The organism is Streptomyces sp. NPDC111628 (genome assembly GCF_055635195.1).
Map to the genome: position 1 here is coordinate 359,141 of NZ_JBVKBZ010000004.1, position 15,579 is coordinate 374,719.

At 70.8% G+C, this 15,579-nt stretch carries 17 protein-coding genes; 5 read left to right on the forward strand and 12 right to left on the reverse strand.

Annotated features, from left to right (window positions below; genetic code table 11):
- Window positions 1–121: 121 nt before the first annotated feature.
- The 6 genes from rbsD to ACZ7MF_RS23645 all read right to left on the reverse strand — a co-directional run bounded on the left by rbsD (window position 122) and on the right by ACZ7MF_RS23645 (window position 6,692).
- Window positions 122–511: a D-ribose pyranase gene (gene rbsD / locus ACZ7MF_RS23620; RefSeq protein ID WP_356861346.1), complete on the reverse strand. Its 390-nt coding sequence runs from the start codon at window positions 509–511 to the stop codon at window positions 122–124.
- Window positions 508–1,428 (reverse strand): ribokinase, encoded by a 921-nt coding sequence (locus tag ACZ7MF_RS23625; protein WP_471479491.1) that lies wholly within the window; start codon window positions 1,426–1,428, stop codon window positions 508–510. The genes rbsD and ACZ7MF_RS23625 overlap by 4 nt, the downstream gene beginning before the upstream one ends.
- Before the next feature lie 58 nt (window positions 1,429–1,486).
- Window positions 1,487–3,442 carry an ABC transporter permease/substrate-binding protein gene (locus tag ACZ7MF_RS23630; protein ID WP_471479493.1) on the reverse strand — a complete coding sequence of 652 codons (1,956 nt, stop codon included), beginning with the start codon at window positions 3,440–3,442 and terminating at the stop codon, window positions 1,487–1,489.
- Window positions 3,432–4,985, reverse strand: coding sequence for a sugar ABC transporter ATP-binding protein (locus tag ACZ7MF_RS23635; protein ID WP_471479495.1), 1,554 nt, complete (start codon window positions 4,983–4,985; stop codon window positions 3,432–3,434). The genes ACZ7MF_RS23630 and ACZ7MF_RS23635 overlap by 11 nt, the downstream gene beginning before the upstream one ends.
- Entirely contained in the window at window positions 4,982–6,043 is a 1,062-nt protein-coding gene (locus tag ACZ7MF_RS23640) for a LacI family DNA-binding transcriptional regulator (protein ID WP_471479497.1), read from the reverse strand. The genes ACZ7MF_RS23635 and ACZ7MF_RS23640 overlap by 4 nt, the downstream gene beginning before the upstream one ends.
- 163 nt (window positions 6,044–6,206) lie before the next feature.
- Window positions 6,207–6,692: a carboxymuconolactone decarboxylase family protein gene (locus ACZ7MF_RS23645; RefSeq protein WP_471479499.1), complete on the reverse strand. Its 486-nt coding sequence runs from the start codon at window positions 6,690–6,692 to the stop codon at window positions 6,207–6,209.
- 130 nt (window positions 6,693–6,822) lie between these two features.
- Between ACZ7MF_RS23645 and ACZ7MF_RS23650 the strand changes: the two genes are divergently transcribed.
- Window positions 6,823–7,770 carry an RNA polymerase sigma-70 factor gene (locus tag ACZ7MF_RS23650; RefSeq protein ID WP_471480100.1) on the forward strand — a complete coding sequence of 316 codons (948 nt, stop codon included), beginning with the start codon at window positions 6,823–6,825 and terminating at the stop codon, window positions 7,768–7,770.
- A gap of 1 nt (window position 7,771) precedes the next feature.
- Here the strand turns inward: ACZ7MF_RS23650 and ACZ7MF_RS23655 are convergent, their stop codons facing one another.
- Entirely contained in the window at window positions 7,772–8,620 is an 849-nt protein-coding gene (locus ACZ7MF_RS23655; protein WP_471479501.1) for a helix-turn-helix transcriptional regulator, read from the reverse strand.
- A gap of 155 nt (window positions 8,621–8,775) precedes the next feature.
- Between ACZ7MF_RS23655 and ACZ7MF_RS23660 the strand changes: the two genes are divergently transcribed.
- Window positions 8,776–9,555 (forward strand): NAD(P)H-dependent oxidoreductase, encoded by a 780-nt coding sequence (locus ACZ7MF_RS23660; protein WP_471479503.1) that lies wholly within the window; start codon window positions 8,776–8,778, stop codon window positions 9,553–9,555.
- A gap of 12 nt (window positions 9,556–9,567) precedes the next feature.
- On the opposite strand, the gene ACZ7MF_RS23665 is transcribed toward ACZ7MF_RS23660, so the two are convergent.
- The 3 genes from ACZ7MF_RS23665 to ACZ7MF_RS23675 all read right to left on the reverse strand — a co-directional run bounded on the left by ACZ7MF_RS23665 (window position 9,568) and on the right by ACZ7MF_RS23675 (window position 12,306).
- Window positions 9,568–10,386, reverse strand: coding sequence for an ArsR/SmtB family transcription factor (locus tag ACZ7MF_RS23665; RefSeq protein ID WP_471479504.1), 819 nt, complete (start codon window positions 10,384–10,386; stop codon window positions 9,568–9,570).
- A 78-nt stretch (window positions 10,387–10,464) separates the two neighbouring features.
- On the reverse strand, window positions 10,465–11,838 hold the full coding sequence (locus ACZ7MF_RS23670) for an ankyrin repeat domain-containing protein (protein WP_471479507.1): 1,374 nt from the start codon (window positions 11,836–11,838) through the stop codon (window positions 10,465–10,467).
- Window positions 11,839–11,895: 57 nt separating this feature from the next.
- Window positions 11,896–12,306: an ATP-binding protein gene (locus ACZ7MF_RS23675; RefSeq protein WP_471479510.1), complete on the reverse strand. Its 411-nt coding sequence runs from the start codon at window positions 12,304–12,306 to the stop codon at window positions 11,896–11,898.
- Between the two features lie 213 nt (window positions 12,307–12,519).
- Here ACZ7MF_RS23675 and ACZ7MF_RS23680 point away from each other — a divergent pair, with 213 nt between their 5' ends.
- The 3 genes from ACZ7MF_RS23680 to ACZ7MF_RS23690 are packed head-to-tail and all read left to right on the forward strand — an operon-like array spanning window position 12,520 to window position 13,763.
- Complete coding sequence (locus ACZ7MF_RS23680) at window positions 12,520–13,365, forward strand: helix-turn-helix domain-containing protein (RefSeq protein ID WP_471479511.1); 846 nt, start codon at window positions 12,520–12,522, stop codon at window positions 13,363–13,365.
- A 6-nt stretch (window positions 13,366–13,371) separates the two neighbouring features.
- Window positions 13,372–13,569, forward strand: a complete 198-nt coding sequence (locus ACZ7MF_RS23685) for a DUF397 domain-containing protein (protein WP_471479513.1) — start codon at window positions 13,372–13,374, stop codon at window positions 13,567–13,569.
- A gap of 5 nt (window positions 13,570–13,574) precedes the next feature.
- A complete protein-coding gene (locus ACZ7MF_RS23690; RefSeq protein ID WP_471479515.1) occupies window positions 13,575–13,763 on the forward strand; it encodes a DUF397 domain-containing protein in 189 nt (62 codons plus the stop codon).
- 9 nt (window positions 13,764–13,772) lie between these two features.
- Here the strand turns inward: ACZ7MF_RS23690 and ACZ7MF_RS23695 are convergent, their stop codons facing one another.
- Both ACZ7MF_RS23695 and ACZ7MF_RS23700 read right to left on the reverse strand, forming a co-directional pair.
- Complete coding sequence (locus ACZ7MF_RS23695; RefSeq protein WP_471479517.1) at window positions 13,773–14,126, reverse strand: hypothetical protein; 354 nt, start codon at window positions 14,124–14,126, stop codon at window positions 13,773–13,775.
- 16 nt (window positions 14,127–14,142) lie between these two features.
- Window positions 14,143–15,396 (reverse strand): helix-turn-helix transcriptional regulator, encoded by a 1,254-nt coding sequence (locus tag ACZ7MF_RS23700; RefSeq protein ID WP_471479518.1) that lies wholly within the window; start codon window positions 15,394–15,396, stop codon window positions 14,143–14,145.
- Window positions 15,397–15,579: the final 183 nt, after the last annotated feature.

The following is a 15,579-nucleotide window of genomic DNA, read 5'->3' on the forward strand; positions in this document are numbered from 1 at the left end:
TGGCGGGTCGTACTTGGCATCGGAACACCCGTGGGGGTACCCGGGGGGGAAATCCACGGAGTTCTGAAGGGGTGGGGACCCGAGAGGGCCCGGTCGTCGACCGGGCCCTCTCAAACTTCTCTCAGAAGAAGACGCCGCACCGCAGCAGCACATTGGCGTACGGCCGCGCCTCCCCGGTGCGCACGATCAGCCGCGCGCCCGCCGACAACTCCTTGAGCCGCTCGTGCGGGACGAGGTCGAGCGCAGGGAAGAGCCCGTCGAGCAGTGCGGCGCACTCGGCGTTCGCCTCCCGGACCTCCGTCGCCGCCGTCGCGCCCTCGACGACCAGCTCGGCGAGCAGGCCGTCCACCACCTCCGCGAAGGACGGCACCCCGGCCCGGAAGGCCAGGTCGACGACGCGCGGCCCGTCCGGAACGGGCATCCCCGCGTCGCACACCAGGACGCCGTCCCCGTGGCCCAGCTCGGCGAGGGCACCCGCGAGGTGACGGTTGAGTATGCCTGCCTTCTTCACAGCTCCCCGGCCCCCAGTGCCTCGGCCTCCGCCGCCGTCGGGTACGACTCCTGCGCCCCCGCCTTCGTGACCGCCGCCGCGCCCACCCGGGCCGCGTAGGCCGCCGCCGCCGCGAGCGACTCGCCGGTGCCGAGCCGCCAGGCCAGCGCCGCGGTGAACGCGTCGCCCGCGCCCGTCGTGTCCACGGCGTCCACCTTCACGGACGGCACCCGGACCACGCCGTGGGCCGCCGACGCGACCAGCGCGCCCTCGGCGCCCAGCGTCACGACCACCGAGCGCGGACCCTTGGCCAGCAGGACGCGGGCCCAGTCCTCGGGGCGCTCGCCGACCAGGGAGTCGCCGAGGATCACCTTCGCCTCGTGCTCGTTGACGATCAGCGGGTCGCAGGCGGCCAGCACCTCCTGCGGAAGCGGCCGCGGCGGCGACGGGTTCAGCACGAAACGGCTGTCCGGCGCGAGCGAGCGCACCACCTCCACGACCGTCTCCAGCGGGATCTCCAACTGCGTGGAGACCACCCGGGAGGCATGGAAGAGGCTGGCCGCGGCCCGGACGTCACCCGGCGCCAGCCGGCCGTTGGCGCCCGGCGAGACCACGATGCTGTTGTCCCCGGACGGGTCGACGGTGATCAGCGCGACGCCGGTCGGGGCGCCGCCCACCAGCACGCCCACCGTGTCGACACCGGCCGCCCGCTGCGAGTCCAGCAGCAGCCGCCCGTAGTCGTCGTCGCCCACCCGGGCCAGCAGGGCCGTACGGGCACCGAGCCGGGCGGCGGCGACGGCCTGGTTGCCGCCCTTGCCGCCCGGGTGGACGGCCAGGTCGGAGCCGAGCACCGTCTCGCCCGCCGCCGGCCGCCGCTCGACACCGATCACCAGGTCGGCGTTGGCCGACCCGACGACCAGCAGGTCGTAGTCGTACATCAGTCGTTCTCCGATTCGAGTGATTCCCGCTGGTCCTGCCGGTTTCCGCGACCCGGCCTCAGCCCTCGAAGCCCGCCACGTTGTCCTTGGTGACGACCTTCACGGGCACCTTCACCGTCTGCTCCACCTTCTTGTCCTCGGCCGCCCGCAGCGCGTTCTGTACGGCGATCCTGCCCAGTTCCTTCGGCTGCTGCGCCACCGACGCGTACAACGTGCCGTCCTGGACCGCCTTCAGCCCGTCCGGGGTGCCGTCGAAGCCGACGACCTGGACCGACTTGCCGGCCTTGGAACCCAGCGCCTTGATCGCGCCCAGCGCCATCTCGTCGTTCTCCGCGAAGACGCCGTCGACGTCCGGGTGCGCCTGGAGCAGGTTCGTCATCACGTCCAGGCCCTTGGTGCGGTCGAAGTCCGCGGGCTGTTTGGCGACGACCTTGATGCCCGGGTACGCCTTGAGTCCGGCCGCGAAGCCCGCCCCGCGCTCCCGGCTGGCGGAGGTGCCGGCCTGGCCCTGGAGGATGACGATGGTGCCCTTGCCGCCGAGCTTCTCGGCGAGCGCCTTGGCGCCCAGCTCACCGCCCTCGACGTTGTCGGAGGCGACCAGCGCGGACGTGTCCGCCTTGTTGACGCCGCGGTCCACGGCGATGACCGGGATGTCGTCCTTGTTCGCCGAGCGCACCGAGGGACCGGCCGCGTCGGAGTCCACCGGGTTGACGATGACCGCGGACAGGCTGCCGCTGACGAAGTTCTGCAGCTGGTTGGCCTGCTGCGAGGCGTCGTTCTGGGCGTCCGTGACCGTCAGGTCCACGCCCAGCTTCTTCGCCTCCTCCTCCGCGCCGTTCCTGATCTGCACGAAGAACGGGTTGTTCAGCGTGGACAGCGACAGCCCTATCTTCTGGTCCTTGCCGCCGGAGGAGCCGTTGTGCAGCAGCGAGGTCGCCCCGACGACGGCGACGGCCACGACCGCCGCGATCACGTAGGTCAGGGCCTGCTTGCCCCGGTTGCCGCCGCCCGACGCCCCGGCCGCCGGGGTGACCGCGCCCGCCTTGCGCCGCAGCGTGTCGAAGAGCACCGCGAGCGCGATGACGACACCGATGACGACCTGCTGCCAGAACGCGGAGACGGACAGCAGGTTGAGGCCGTTGCGCAGCACCGCGAGGATCAGCGCGCCGATCAGCGTGCCCGAGGCCTTGCCGGTGCCGCCCGCCAGCGAGGCACCGCCGATGACGACGGCGGCGATGGCGTCCAGCTCGTAGCCCTGCGCGGCCTGCGGCTGCGCGGAGGAGAGCCGGGAGGCGAGCACGATGCCCGCGGCGGCGGCGAACAGGCCGGAGAAGGCGTAGATGGCGAGCTTCTGCCGCTTCACCCGCAGGCCGGACAGCCGCGCGGCCTCCTCGTTGCCGCCGATGGCGTACATGGACCGGCCGATGTAGGTCCGGCCGAGCACGAAGGCGGTGATCAGCCCCATCACGATCATCACGAGCACCGGCACCGGCAGCCACCCGCCGAGCGTGTCACCGAGGTGCGAGACCGAGTCCGGGAAGGCGATCGGCGAACCCTGCGAGATGACCAGCGACAGACCGCGCCCCACCGACAGCATGGCCAGCGTCGCGATGAACGGCGGCAGCTTCCCGTACGAGATGAGGAAACCGTTCACCAGGCCGCAGGCGATGCCCGTCAGGACGGACAGCAGCACCGCGAGCGCGACCGGAATCCCGGCCTCGGTGGCGCTCCAGGCCAGCACGGTGGCCGACAGCGCGGCGACCGAACCGACCGACAGGTCGATGCCGGCCGAGACGATGACGAAGGTGACGCCGAAGGCGAGGATCGCGGTGACGGCGGCCTGGACGCCGACGTTGAGGAGGTTGTCGGCGGTCAGGAAGTCCCCGGACAGTGCCGACATGACGATGACGAGGACGATCAGCGCGGTCAGCGCGCCGTTCTCGAGCAGCAGGCGGCGCAGCCCGCTCGTGGCGCCCTGCGCGCCCGGCTTGCTCTTGAGCGTGTCAGTGGCCACGGGAGGCCTCCGTTCCGTCCGTTCCGTCGGTGTGGGGGGAGTTGCTGGTGTGCGTACTGACGGCGAGTGCCATCACGGCGTCCTGGGTGGCCTGTTCGGCGGTGAGTTCACCCGCGACGCGCCCCTGCGCCATGACGACCACGCGGTCGCTCATGCCGAGCACCTCCGGCAGATCGCTGGAGATCATGAGCACGGCGGCACCGGCGGCCGTCAGTTCGTTGATGAGCTGGTAGATCTCGACCTTGGCGCCGACGTCGATGCCGCGCGTCGGCTCGTCGAGGATCAGCACCTTGGTGTTGGCCAGCAGCCACTTGCCGATGACGACCTTCTGCTGGTTGCCGCCGGACAGCGTGCGCACGTGCTGACCGAGCCCGGCCATCCGCACGCCGAGCTGTCCGGCGATCCGCTCGGCCGCCGCGTGCTGCCCCTTGAGGTCGACGAGCCCGGCGCGGGCGGTGGACCGGAGCGTGACGAGCCCGAGGTTCTCCTCGACGGAGGCGTCGAGCACCAGTCCCTGCCCCTTGCGGTCCTCGGGCACGAGCCCGATCCCGGCGGCCATGGCGGCGTTCACGTCGTGCCGCCGCAGCGGCGCACCCCCGACGTGCACGGCCCCGGCGTCGTACGGATCGGCGCCGAACACCGCCCGCACCACCTCCGTACGCCCGGCCCCGACCAGCCCCGCGATGCCGACGACCTCACCGGCCCGCACCTCGAAGCCGACGTCGTGGAAGACACCGTCCCTCGTCAGTCCCTCCACCTTGAGCAGCGCCTCACCGGCGTCGGTGCGCTCGCGCGGGTACTGCTGCTCGATCGACCGCCCCACCATGAGCCGGACCAGCTCGTCCTCCGGGGTGGAGGCGGGCACCTGCCCGACGCTCCTGCCGTCCCGGATGACGGTGACCCGGTCCCCGAGGGCGGCGATCTCCTCCAGGTGGTGGGTGATGAAGACGATGCCGACACCGTCCTCGCGCAGCCGCCGCACGATGGCGAACAGCTTCTCGACCTCGTCGGAGGTGAGCACGGCGGTCGGCTCGTCCATGATGAGCACCCGCGCGTCCAGGCTGAGCGCCTTGGCGATCTCGACCATCTGGAGCCGGGCGATGCCGAGTTCACGCACCCGCGTACGGGGAGACACGTTGACCCCCACCCGCTTCAGCAGCACCTCGGCGTCGGCGTCCATCCGCTTCCGGTCGATCATGCCGAGCCGGCGGGGCTGGCGCCCCAGGAAGATGTTCTCGGCCACCGTCAGGTCGGGGACGAGGTTGAACTCCTGGTAGATGGTGGCGATCCCGAGGCGCTCGGAGTCCTGCGCACCGTGGATGCGCACCTCCTCACCACCGGCCAGGATCCGCCCGGCGTCGGGCGTGTAGGCGCCGGAGAGCATCTTGATGAGCGTGCTCTTGCCCGCGCCGTTCTCACCGAGGAGCACGTGCACCTCGCCCCGGCGCAGGTCGAAGTCGACGCTGTCGAGCGCGACCACGCCGGGGAAGGTCTTGCGGATGCCCTCGATGCGCAGCAACTCGTCCGGACTGCGGCTGCTCACGGCGTACTCCTTCGTACGGGGGAGGGGGACGGGGGATGTTCACTGGGTTGTTCGGAGTCGACGGGGGGCGGCTCACCGCACGAGCGGCGTACGACGAGCCGGGCCGGAAGGGTGACGGACTCACCGGCCCGCCCCGCGATCCGCTCGACGAGGGCGCGTACGGCGGCCCTTCCGAGCTCCCGGGTGGGCTGGGCGATCGCGGTGACCGGCGGATCGGTGTGCACGAACCAGGGGATGTCGTCGAAGGCGGCGAGCCCGATGTCCTCGGGAACCCGCAGCCCGCGCGCGCGTACGGCGTCCAGCGCGCCGAGCGCCATCAGGTTGTCGGCGGCGAAGACGACCTCGGGCGGCTCGGGCAGGTCGAGGAAGCCCTCGGTGACCCGGCGCCCGCTGCCGGCCTGGAAGTCGCCCTGGCCGATGTAGGCCTCGGGCAGGGGGAGCCCGTACGCGCCGAGCGCCTCGCGGAAGGCGTCGACGCGCTCGCGTCCGGTGGTCGTGGCGGCGGGCCCGGCGATGATCGCGAGCCGCCGGTGCCCGAGCCCGTGCAGATGCGCGACGAGATCCCGTACGGCCGCCCGCCCGTCCGACCTGACGACGGGCACGTCCACGCCGGGGATCCACCGGTCGACGAAGACCATCGGCGTCCCGGCCCGCGCGGCGTCCAGCATGCGCGGGGAGCCGCCGTCGGTGGGGGAGACGAGGAGCCCGTCGATCCGCCGGTCCAGCAGCGTGGTGACGTGGTGGTCCTGGAGGTCGGGCCGCTCGTCGGCGTTGCCGATGATGACGCTGTAGCCGAGCGCGCGGGCCTCCTCCTCGACGGAACGGGCCAGCTCGGTGAAGTACGGGTTCATGACGTCGCTGATGACCAGGCCGAGGGTGCGGGTCTGGTCGGTGCGCAGCGACCTGGCGAGGGCGTTCGGGCGGTAGCCCAGCGTCTCGACGGCGGCCAGCACACGGGCGCGTGCGGCGGCGCTGACCGACGGGTGGCCGTTGAGCGCCCGCGAGACCGTCGCGACGGACACGCCCGCCTCGGCGGCGACGTCCTTGATGCTCGCCATCGTCGTTCCACCTCCTCGTGGAATCGATTACACGAGAGGATTGGAAACGATTACACGAGGGGAATCAAGGGGTCTGCCGGGGCCGAGACGGAATCGTGACCGGAGAAAGGGGCGGCACCCGGGGCGATGTCGCCCCGGGTGCCGCCCCGGCCGCTTGCGGCAGTCAGCCCGCCGCCGCCGCGAACATCCCCGCCTCGTAGGAGCCGCCCTTCTGGTGCGTGATCACGGCGAGCCGGTTGGCCGCGTTGATCATGGCGACCAGGCAGATCAGGGCGGCGACCTGGTCGTCGTCGTAGTGCTTGCGCACCAGCGCCCACGTCTCGTCGGACACGCCCTCGTGCGCGTCGGCGAGCCGGGTGCCCTCCTCGGCGAGGGCCAGCGCCGCCTGCTCGGCCTCGGTGAACACGGTGGATTCGCGCCAGGCGGCGACCAGGTGCAGCCGGACCGCGCTCTCCCCGGCGGCCGCGGCCTCCTTGACGTGCATGTCGATGCAGTGGCCGCAGCCGTTGATCTGGCTGGCCCGCAGGGACACCAGTTCCTGCGTGGGCTTCGGCAGCGGCGACTCGTGCATCAGCATGCCCATGCCGGCGAACCGCTTCGCGAACCGACCGGCGAACTCGTTCTCGAACAGATTGAATCGGGTGTCCATGATCTCGTCCTCGCTGTCGGTGCCTCGGTGACGAACACAAGACGCCGCCGCCCCGCACCCTGTGACAGGACGTCGACGTGACCCGGGCCACCACCGACGGGTGTCACAGAACCCCGGCGACCGGTGTCCCGTGCACGAGACACCGCCGGAACCGAACGAACGGGAGAAGCTGGTGACCAGCGAGAACAGCGGCCGCGATCAGGACGGCGCCACGGAGGCCTTCGTCGCCCACCGCAACCTGCTCTTCACCGTCGCCTACGAGATGCTCGGCTCGGCCGCCGACGCGGAGGACGTCCTCCAGGAGACCTGGCTGAAGTGGGCGGGAGTCGACCTCGACACGGTGCGCGACCGGCGCGCGTACCTGGTCCGCATCACCACCCGTCAGGCCCTGAACCGGCTGCGTACGCTCGGCCGCCGCAAGGAGTCCTACGTGGGCTCCTGGCTGCCCGAGCCGCTGCTCACCACCCCCGACGTGGCCGAGGACGTCGAGCTGGCCGACAGCGTCTCGATGGCGATGATGCTGGTCATGGAGACCCTCGCGCCGACCGAGCGGGCGGTGTTCGTGCTCCGCGAGGTGTTCGACCTCGGCTACGACGAGATCGCCGAGGCCGTCGAGAAGAGCCCGGCGGCCGTCCGGCAGATCGCGCACCGCGCCCGGGCACACGTCGCGGCCCGCCGCCCGCGCGGGGCGGTGTCGGCGACCGAGTCCCAGGAAGCGCTCGCCGCCTTCCGGCGGGCCGTCGAGACGGGCGACCTCCAGGGCCTGCTCGACGTCCTCTCCCCGGACGTCGTCCTGCTCGGCGACGGCGGCGGCATCAAGCAGGCGGTCCTGCGGCCCGTCATCGGCGCCGACAAGGTGGCCCGCCTCATGCTCGGCGGCCTGCGCAAGCTGCCCGTCGTGATGACGATGGACCCGGCCCAGGTCAACGGACACCCGGCCCTGGTCATCCGGCTCGACGGCGAACTCGACACGGTGGTGGCGGTCCGCTTCGACGAAGGCCGCATCACCGGGCTCTACGCGGTCCGCAACCCGGAGAAGCTGTCACGCATGCGCGGCGAGACCACGCTGCGCCGCTGAATCAGTCGCGAACCCGGACGTTCGCCGCGGGATGCGCTGCGGCGCTGTCCGTGCCCAGACCCGCGAGCAGGCGCAGCGCGTCCTCGGTGGGACTGCCGGGAGCGGCCGACAGCACCAGCAGCTCCATGCCCGAAGCGTCGGGCAGGGCGAAGTTCTCCTGGTGCAGCTCCAGCAGTCCTACCAGCGGGTGCCGGTACGCCTTGCGCCCATGGGTGCGGGCGCGCACGTCCGCGCGGGCCCAGAGGCGGCGGAAGCGCTCGCTGCCCATCGCCAGCTCGCCGATGAGCGAGGCCAGCCGGCGATCCTCGGGGTACTGGCCGACGGCCAGGCGCAGGTGGCCGACCACGTCGAGGGTGCACTTCTCCCAGTCCGCGTAGAGGCCGCGTTCCGCCTCCTCCAGAAAGATGTGCCGCGCTGTGTTCAGACCACCCAACGGCCGTCCGAAGAGGAGCCCGGCGAGGCGGTTGCCGGCGAGCACGTCCAGGCGGTGGCCCATGATCAGCGCGGGGGCGTCGACGACCAGATCGAGGACGCGCAGCACTTCCGGCCGCACCCGCCCGCTCGGTGCCTTCGCCCGGCGCCGGCGCCGGCGGGCGAGCCGGCCGAGGTGCTCGCGTTCGGTCTCGTCGAGGCCGAGGACGCGGGCGAGCGCGTCGAGGACCTGCTCGGAGGGCTGGGTCGCGCGCCCCTGCTCCAGGCGCACGTAGTAGTCGACGCTGACACCGGACAGGTGCGCGACCTCTTCGCGGCGCAGCCCGTCGACCCGGCGGCGGCTGTCGGTGGCAACGCCCACGGCCGCCGGGTCCACCCGGGAACGCCGGGTCCGCAGAAAGCCCGCGAGATCGTCCATGGCCCCAGTATGGGCGCGGACCGTGCCCGGGACGGTGGTCCTGCCGGTACCAGGAAGTCCCGTCCGACGGTGGCGGCGCCCCTGAAAGTCGGCCGCCGCGGCGCCCAGAATCCGAAGGGTCCCGATCCGCGGGCGTCCGATCCGGAGGAGTTCCCATGAAGACGCTGATCGTCCATGCCCACCCCGAGCCGGAGTCGCTCAACGGCTCGCTGAAGGACCTCGCCGTGTCCACTCTGGAGGGCGCCGGTCACGAGGTGCGGGTGAGCGACCTGTACGCGATGAACTGGAAGGCGGTGGTGGACGCCGCGGACTACGGCCCCGAGGTCTCGGGCCGGCTCCTGGTCGCCCGGGACTCGGGCCGGGCCTTCGAGGCGGGGACGCTCACTCAGGACGTCCGTGCCGAACAGGAGAAGCTCCTGTGGGCGGACACGGTCATTCTCCAGTTCCCGCTGTGGTGGTACTCGATGCCCGCGATCCTCAAGGGCTGGGTGGACCGGGTCTTCACCTACCGCTTCGCCTACGGTGTCGGCGAGCACAGCGACACCAAGTACGGGGAGCGCTTCGGGGAAGGCACGCTGGCGGGCAGGAAGGCCCTGCTGTCGGTGACCGTCGGCGGCCCGGAGTCGCACTACGCCGCACGCGGGATCAACGGACCCATCGACGACCTGCTGTTCCCGATCCACCACGGCATCCTCTACTACCCGGGCATCGAGCCACTGCCGCCGTTCGTGCTGCACGGCGTCGACCGGATGACCGACGAGGAGTACGCGGACGCCGCCAAGGCCTGGGAGCAGCGACTGCTCACCCTGGAGTCGACGGAGCCGATCGCGTTCCGCCCGCAGAACTTCGGCGACTACGAGATCCCGTCGCTACAGCTGAAGCAAGGGCTGGAACCTGCGGGCCGCACCGGTTTCGGGCTGCATGTGCGCGGCTGACCGGAACCTTCCTCAGCCCCCGGGCAGTTCGGCGTCCCGGGCGGGTTCCGGGAGCGTCTCGCCGGTCTCCAGCAGCGTCTTGAGGCTGGAGACCAGGGCCGGCCAGCCGTGCTGGATCATCTCGCGGGCGGTGCTGCCGGGTGCGAACCCGTCGTGGACGACGGTCAGTTTCACGGACCCGCCGCCGAGGTCCTCGATGTCGAAGGCGACTTTCGAGCGCGGCTCGGCGGAGAGCCGGGCGAGGGTCGCGTCGTCGATCCCGTTGGCCTCCGCCCACGCGGGCGTGAAGGTGTGCCAGGTGTACGACAGCCGCCGGAAGGGGTCGGACTCGAGCACGACCTGCTCCGGGCCGGCGGTCTCCGCCCCCCGCTCCTTCCAGACCACCGGCGACCCCACCGCCCAGTCGGTACCGAACTCCAGCCCCCAGTAGCGGCGGGTGAACGCCGGGTCGGTCAGGCCCTGCCACAGCTTCTCGGGCGTGGTCCTGATGTAGGTCGTGTAGACGAACGCGGTGCTGTCCATGGCGGTGTCCTCCAGCGCGTGCTTGAGGTCGGCGAGTGCGTGCACCCGCTCCCGGTCGTAGCGGCTGATCCAGCGTTCGGCGATGGCGTTGATCGGCTCGGCGTTGAGGTAGTGCAGCTTCTCCCGGCCCCGCCGCACGGTGGTGACCAGGTGGGCCCCCTCCAGTACCGCCAGATGCTTGCTGACCGACTGCCGGGCCATGTCCAGCTCGGCGCACAGCTCACGCAGGCTCTGCCCGTTGCGCGCGTTCAGACTGTCCAGCAGCCGTCGACGGCTGCCGTCCGCCAGCGCCTTGAAGACCTCGTCCATCTCCGCCCCTCTGACATGCAGCCTATTGGCTGCCTTCCACGTTATGCAGCCGATGGGCTGCATGTCAAAGTCCACCGCCTACGCGTTCCCCGCACCCGTCGAGAGCCGCCACGGCCGGTCGCCCCCACGCGCCCAGTCCCACAGTGCGTTGACCCGGTGGTCGTGCTCGAATCCGGCGCTGAGCGGTCCGACCCGCTCGATCGCCTCGCCGGTGCGCGGATCGTCGCGCAGGGCGAGGCCGTAGGCGGCTTCCAGGCGTACGAGCTGGTTGCCGTCGGCCAGCAGAGCGGCCAGGGCGTCGGCGACGGCGGGCGTACGGCCCCGGGAGGAGGCCAGCGCCTCTGCCACCCCGCCTCGCAGCTCCTCGTACGGCCCCTCGGCCAGGCGGACCAGCTCCTCGGCGGCGGGGGCGAGGAGGGCGTCGTCCCGCAGGCCCGCCCGGCACGCCTCCAGTCGTACGCGGGCGTCCGGGTCGCCGAGGAGGGTGCGCAGGGCCGCGTCGGCCTCGGGTGAGCGGGCCTCCTCCGACGCGTCGAGGACGGTGGTCGCGCGGAGCCGCACGCGGGGGTCCGGATGCGCGGCGTGGCGCAGCCCGGTCGCCTCCATGCCGGGATGCTCGTACTCCGCGAAGGCCTCCAGCACCTTCGCGAGCACTGCCCCGTCCGTCTCCCGCGTCGCCCATGCGGCCAGGATCCCGCTCTCCCGCTCCGCGGAGGGGGAGTCGCAGGCGATGACCCCGCGCGCCCGCAGGTAGTCCGCGACGAAGCGGCGGTGCGCCGGATCGGGGTGGTCGCGCTGTGCGAGCGTGGCCGACAGGACTTCCTCGCAGTGGCGCCGCACGAGCGTGAGCCACACCGCCGACCAGTCCACATGCTCCTCGTCGGGTATGCGGACGGCGCGGTCGATCAGTTCGTCGACCGGAGTCGGGATGCGGAACGACCACTCCAGCACGGTCAGGATGGCACCGTGCCCGGCCCGCACGGCGAGGCCGCCGAGCGTGTACTGGTCGACCCAGTCGTAGTCGCCGTCCGTGACCCGCACCGACACCGCGGGACCTCGCGCCCCCGTCCTGCGCCGCAGCCCTTCGACCGGGCCCGTCTCGTACCGGCTCCGGGCGCGGGCGAGCAGCCGTTCACGCTCCTGCTCCGGCAGCCGCAGCCGGGGGTCCTTGCCGAGCACCGACTCGAAGACGGCCGGGGATCCGCCGTCCAGCGCTCGCCACAAGGGCGTACTCCCGTCCGGAAGCTCCCGGTCCGGATCGGCCCCGCCGTCCATCAGCGCTTCGGTGACCGGGTCGTCGTAGGCCGCCACGGCCGCGCACAGCACCGGCAGTCCCCCTTCGGGGTCCGGCGCGTTCGGGTCCGCCCCCTCGTACAGCAGGTCCCGCACCGCGTCGGCGTCACCCGACAGGACCGCCGAGACCAGCCGGCGATCGAGTTCACTTCCCGTCATGCGCCGAGCGTCCGGAAGATCCCTGGTCAGGGCAAGTGAATAACGGGGCCGACCCTTTCAGGCCGCAGCCAGCTCGCACCACACGTACTTGCCCCGGTTGCCGTGTCTGGCCAGCGGGTGCCACCCCCACACGTCCGCGCAGGCCCGTACCAGCGCCAGCCCCCGGCCCTCCTCCAGCTCCGTCACCGTCTCGAACCGTGCGGGCGGCTCGGGCGGTTCGGGGTCCGCGTCCCACGCCCCGATCCGCAGGGTGCCCGGCGGCGACCAGCGGATGCGGAGGGCGGCGGGGCCCTTGGTGTGCCGTACGGCGTTGGAGACCAGCTCCGTGGCGAGCAGTTCGGCGACGTCGACGAGGCGGATCAGGCCGTGCATGGTGAGGACCAGACGGAGGGTGCGGCGGCTGATGGTGACGGCGCGCAGGTCGTTGGGGATGTAGAGGGAGTACTCCCAGGCTTCGCCTTCGGGCATGAGGAATTTCCTTGTTCGTGTGGGGGAGGTGAGAGCGGGCCGGTGTCATTGCCGGAGCCGTCGTGGCAGGACGGAACGGTGCACTTCCGGTTTCGCACGGTGTGCGTCGCATTACTGACCGTAGGGCTAACATGTCATACGGAGCAAGCCGATCGACTAATCTGGCCCCGAACGGGTCGCACAGGCAGGCTCGTTGAACCTTGGGAGCCTTGCATGGTCCTGCGGCGGGAATGCACCGCACGTCAGTTGCGTCTCGCGGCCGAGCTGCGGAGGCTACGAGACGCAGCAGGGCTCTCCGCCATCGAGGCGGCGGCGCTGCTCGGAGTGAACCGCGTGCAGATCAGTCACATCGAGTCGGGCCTCGCGGGAGTGAGTGAGGAGCGCCTGCGTCGTCTCGCGGCGCACTATTCCTGCACGGACGAGGCGTTCGTCGACGCCCTTGTCGTCATGGCTACGGATCGGACTCGCGGCTGGTGGGAGGAGTACCGAGGTCTTCTGCCGACACCCTTTCTGGACATCGCCGAGTTGGAGCACCACTCCACCTTCCGTCAGGACGTGGAGTTCTTGTTCGTTCCGGGCCTGCTTCAGACGGAGGACTACGCGCGAGCCGCCTTCTCGTCCCGCGTGCCCGAACTTCCGCACGCGGAGCTGGATCTGCGAGTTCGCCATCGGATGCAGCGCAAGGTGGTTCTCGAAGCCCGGGTGCCGTACGAGTCCCTCATTCATGAGGCGGCACTGCGTATCAGGGTCGGCGATCGGGTCACCGCGCGAGCCCAGCTCGCCCGAGTCCTGGAACTCTCCGAAGCCGATCACATCAGCGTGCGCGTGATCCCCTTCGACCTGGACGGCTTTGGCGGCGCCTGGAGCCCCATGATGTTGGCCGGCGGGAGCGTGCCCCGGCTGGACACGGCCGTTCGTGACGCACCGCACGGCACCGGCTTCATCGATTCCGAGGCTCAACTCGGGGTCTTCCGAACAGTTTTCCGTAGAGTGAAGGATGCGTCGCTCGACCCAAGCCGGTCGCGTGACCTCATTTACAGACTGGCCAAGGAACTGTGAGGCTCCGTGTCCACCCCTGACACCTGGCGCAAGTCGTCCTACTCCGGAGGTGGCGACGGCAACAACTGCGTGGAGATAGCCACCTCGGCCACCCACGTAGCCGTCCGCGACACCAAGGCCCCCGCGTACGGAACGTTCTCTCTCCCGACCGAGGCCTTCAGGGCCTTCATCCGGGCGATCAAGAGGGCGGAGCGAGAGCGGTGAGACGCGTGGACAGCTGGCGGAAGTCGCCCCACTCGGGCCCGGGTGACGGCAACGAGTGCGTGGAGGTGTCTACCTCGACCACCCACGTTGCCGTCCGCGACAGCAAGGCTCCTGTCCGGGCCACCCTCACCTTCCCGGCGGAGTCCTTCGCCTCCTTCCTCGACGCCCTGAAGGGCCCCTTGGCCAAGCCCTGACGTGTCGGTTCAGCCGGTTTGCTCAATGCGCTCGAAGATGTCCGAGTCCGTTTCCCGCTGCCAGGTCGGCAGGTCGGCCCAGTCGGCGACGTATCCCGGCTTCGGGTCCTCGAAGTGCCTGAACATCTGGGCCGTCCAGCACAGCGCGACGAAACGGCCCTTCTGTTCGCGGCTGAGTCGCGAGGCGTGGCCCTCACTGACCTCGATGAAGGCGCGCACCTGCCCGCACACGGCGGCGGCGGCTTCCCGCTCCCACTGGGGCGTCTCGTCCCACGGCGTTATATAGCCGGGCTTCGGCTCGCCGGGGTAGTGCTTGGTCACACCTGCGATCCAAGCCTCGCGGAAGATCCGACCGTCACTCATGCCCATGTCCCTCTTGTCATGCGGTGCGGGAAAGCGCCGCGATTCGGTGATCCAGACTCGAGATTCGGTCATCGGACATGTGTGGGGCAAGACGCTCCCGAAGCCCGTCCAGCTTCTTGCCGATGAAGCCCGAGTTCGACTGGTCGGCCAGGCCGATCGCCGTCTCCGCGTAGTGCATGACCTGGTCGACATCGCGCCGATGGAGCCCGACCACGGCCAGGTCGGTCAGTACGGCGGCGCGGCGGCGCAGCGACAGCGGTTGAGCGAGGGCCGAGGCGAGGGCGTCCTCCGCAAGGTCGGGACGGCCGAGCCGGAGATAGCAGGCGCCGCGTTCCTCGAAGAGGCGGGAACCGTCGAAGCGGAGCCAGCCCCCGTTGCGGGAACGGCCGTCCAGAGCATGGACCTTTTCGGCTTCGTCGAGGGCGCGGGTGCAGGCGTCGATGTCGCCCATGGCCGCGTAGGCCTCGGCCTGGACGGCGGCGACCCAGTGACGGGTAGACAATGCGGTGTCACCCTTTCGGGCGATACTGCGGGCTGCCGCCAGCAGGGGTTGGGCAGCGGACGCGCGAGGGGCGTACAGCTCGACGTAGGCGTGACGGGTCATGGCGCAGGCCCAGAGATCGTGCTCACCGCCGGCCTGGGCGGCGTGGGCGGCCAGGGTGTAGCACTGCGCCGCGTCGGTGTACCGGTTGGCGTCGAAAAACAGTTCACCGGCGAGCTGGTAGAGGTCGGCCGTCATGGTGCACAGCCGAGCCCGGTCCGCGTCGGTGCGTGCTCCGGCCAGACATGTCGTCAGGGCGTGGAGCTGCCTGCGGACCGCTGGGAAGACGGCCTGTTTCGAGTCGGAGAGGGTGAATACCTGCCACAGGCCGCGGTGTACGCCTTCTCCATTCTCCAGTAATCCTGCGTCCGTTCGTTCTCGGGGAGAGTCGTCCGAACCGGGCAGGGCGACCAGAGCGCCCGTGACGGCGAGCAGACCCAGGACTTCACGGCGTTTCATGTCGTCGTCATCGCAGGGACTGAGGGCGGGAATGTCGGAAGGCGCGGCGAAATCGGCAGGCGGCTCATTGACGAGAAGTCCTTCCAGCTCGAGAAGAGTGATCTCCAACAGGCTTGCGATCTTGGGACGTTGGTGTGGTCGCGGAGTGGCACGACCGCTCTCCCAGCGGATCACGGTGGACACGGCCACCATGAGTGCTTCGGCGAAGTCTTCCTGGGAGTAGCCCTGCGCCGTCCGCCGCTCGGCAAAGCGCTTACGCCTCGACGTCATCGGTCTCCCCTCAGAAGGGCGCACCTTCCCTCGGGCGCGGCCCGAATGCGCGGAAAACGCCCGGGCAGTGCGAGGGATCCGCTCTGGGAGACGGTAACGGATTGTCGTTCACTGGTCACACGCCCACCGGAGTTGCAGACCTCCGGTAGCTCTCGAAGTGGTGGTCCTGGGTTCGGTTGTGAC

Bases quoted from the DNA above. Each gene is read 5' to 3' on its own strand.
- ACZ7MF_RS23645 (WP_471479499.1), bottom strand. From the start codon at position 6,692: ATGGACACCCGATTCAATCTGTTCGAGAACGAGTTCGCCGGTCGGTTC.
- ACZ7MF_RS23660 (WP_471479503.1), top strand. From the start codon at position 8,776: ATGAAGACGCTGATCGTCCATGCCCACCCCGAGCCGGAGTCGCTCAAC.
- ACZ7MF_RS23625 (WP_471479491.1), bottom strand. From the start codon at position 1,428: ATGTACGACTACGACCTGCTGGTCGTCGGGTCGGCCAACGCCGACCTG.
- ACZ7MF_RS23640 (WP_471479497.1), bottom strand. From the start codon at position 6,043: ATGGCGAGCATCAAGGACGTCGCCGCCGAGGCGGGCGTGTCCGTCGCG.
- ACZ7MF_RS23675 (WP_471479510.1), bottom strand. From the start codon at position 12,306: ATGCCCGAAGGCGAAGCCTGGGAGTACTCCCTCTACATCCCCAACGAC.
- ACZ7MF_RS23670 (WP_471479507.1), bottom strand. From the start codon at position 11,838: ATGACGGGAAGTGAACTCGATCGCCGGCTGGTCTCGGCGGTCCTGTCG.
- ACZ7MF_RS23665 (WP_471479504.1), bottom strand. From the start codon at position 10,386: ATGGACGAGGTCTTCAAGGCGCTGGCGGACGGCAGCCGTCGACGGCTG.
- ACZ7MF_RS23655 (WP_471479501.1), bottom strand. From the start codon at position 8,620: ATGGACGATCTCGCGGGCTTTCTGCGGACCCGGCGTTCCCGGGTGGAC.
- ACZ7MF_RS23680 (WP_471479511.1), top strand. From the start codon at position 12,520: ATGGTCCTGCGGCGGGAATGCACCGCACGTCAGTTGCGTCTCGCGGCC.
- ACZ7MF_RS23700 (WP_471479518.1), bottom strand. From the start codon at position 15,396: ATGACGTCGAGGCGTAAGCGCTTTGCCGAGCGGCGGACGGCGCAGGGC.
- ACZ7MF_RS23695 (WP_471479517.1), bottom strand. From the start codon at position 14,126: ATGAGTGACGGTCGGATCTTCCGCGAGGCTTGGATCGCAGGTGTGACC.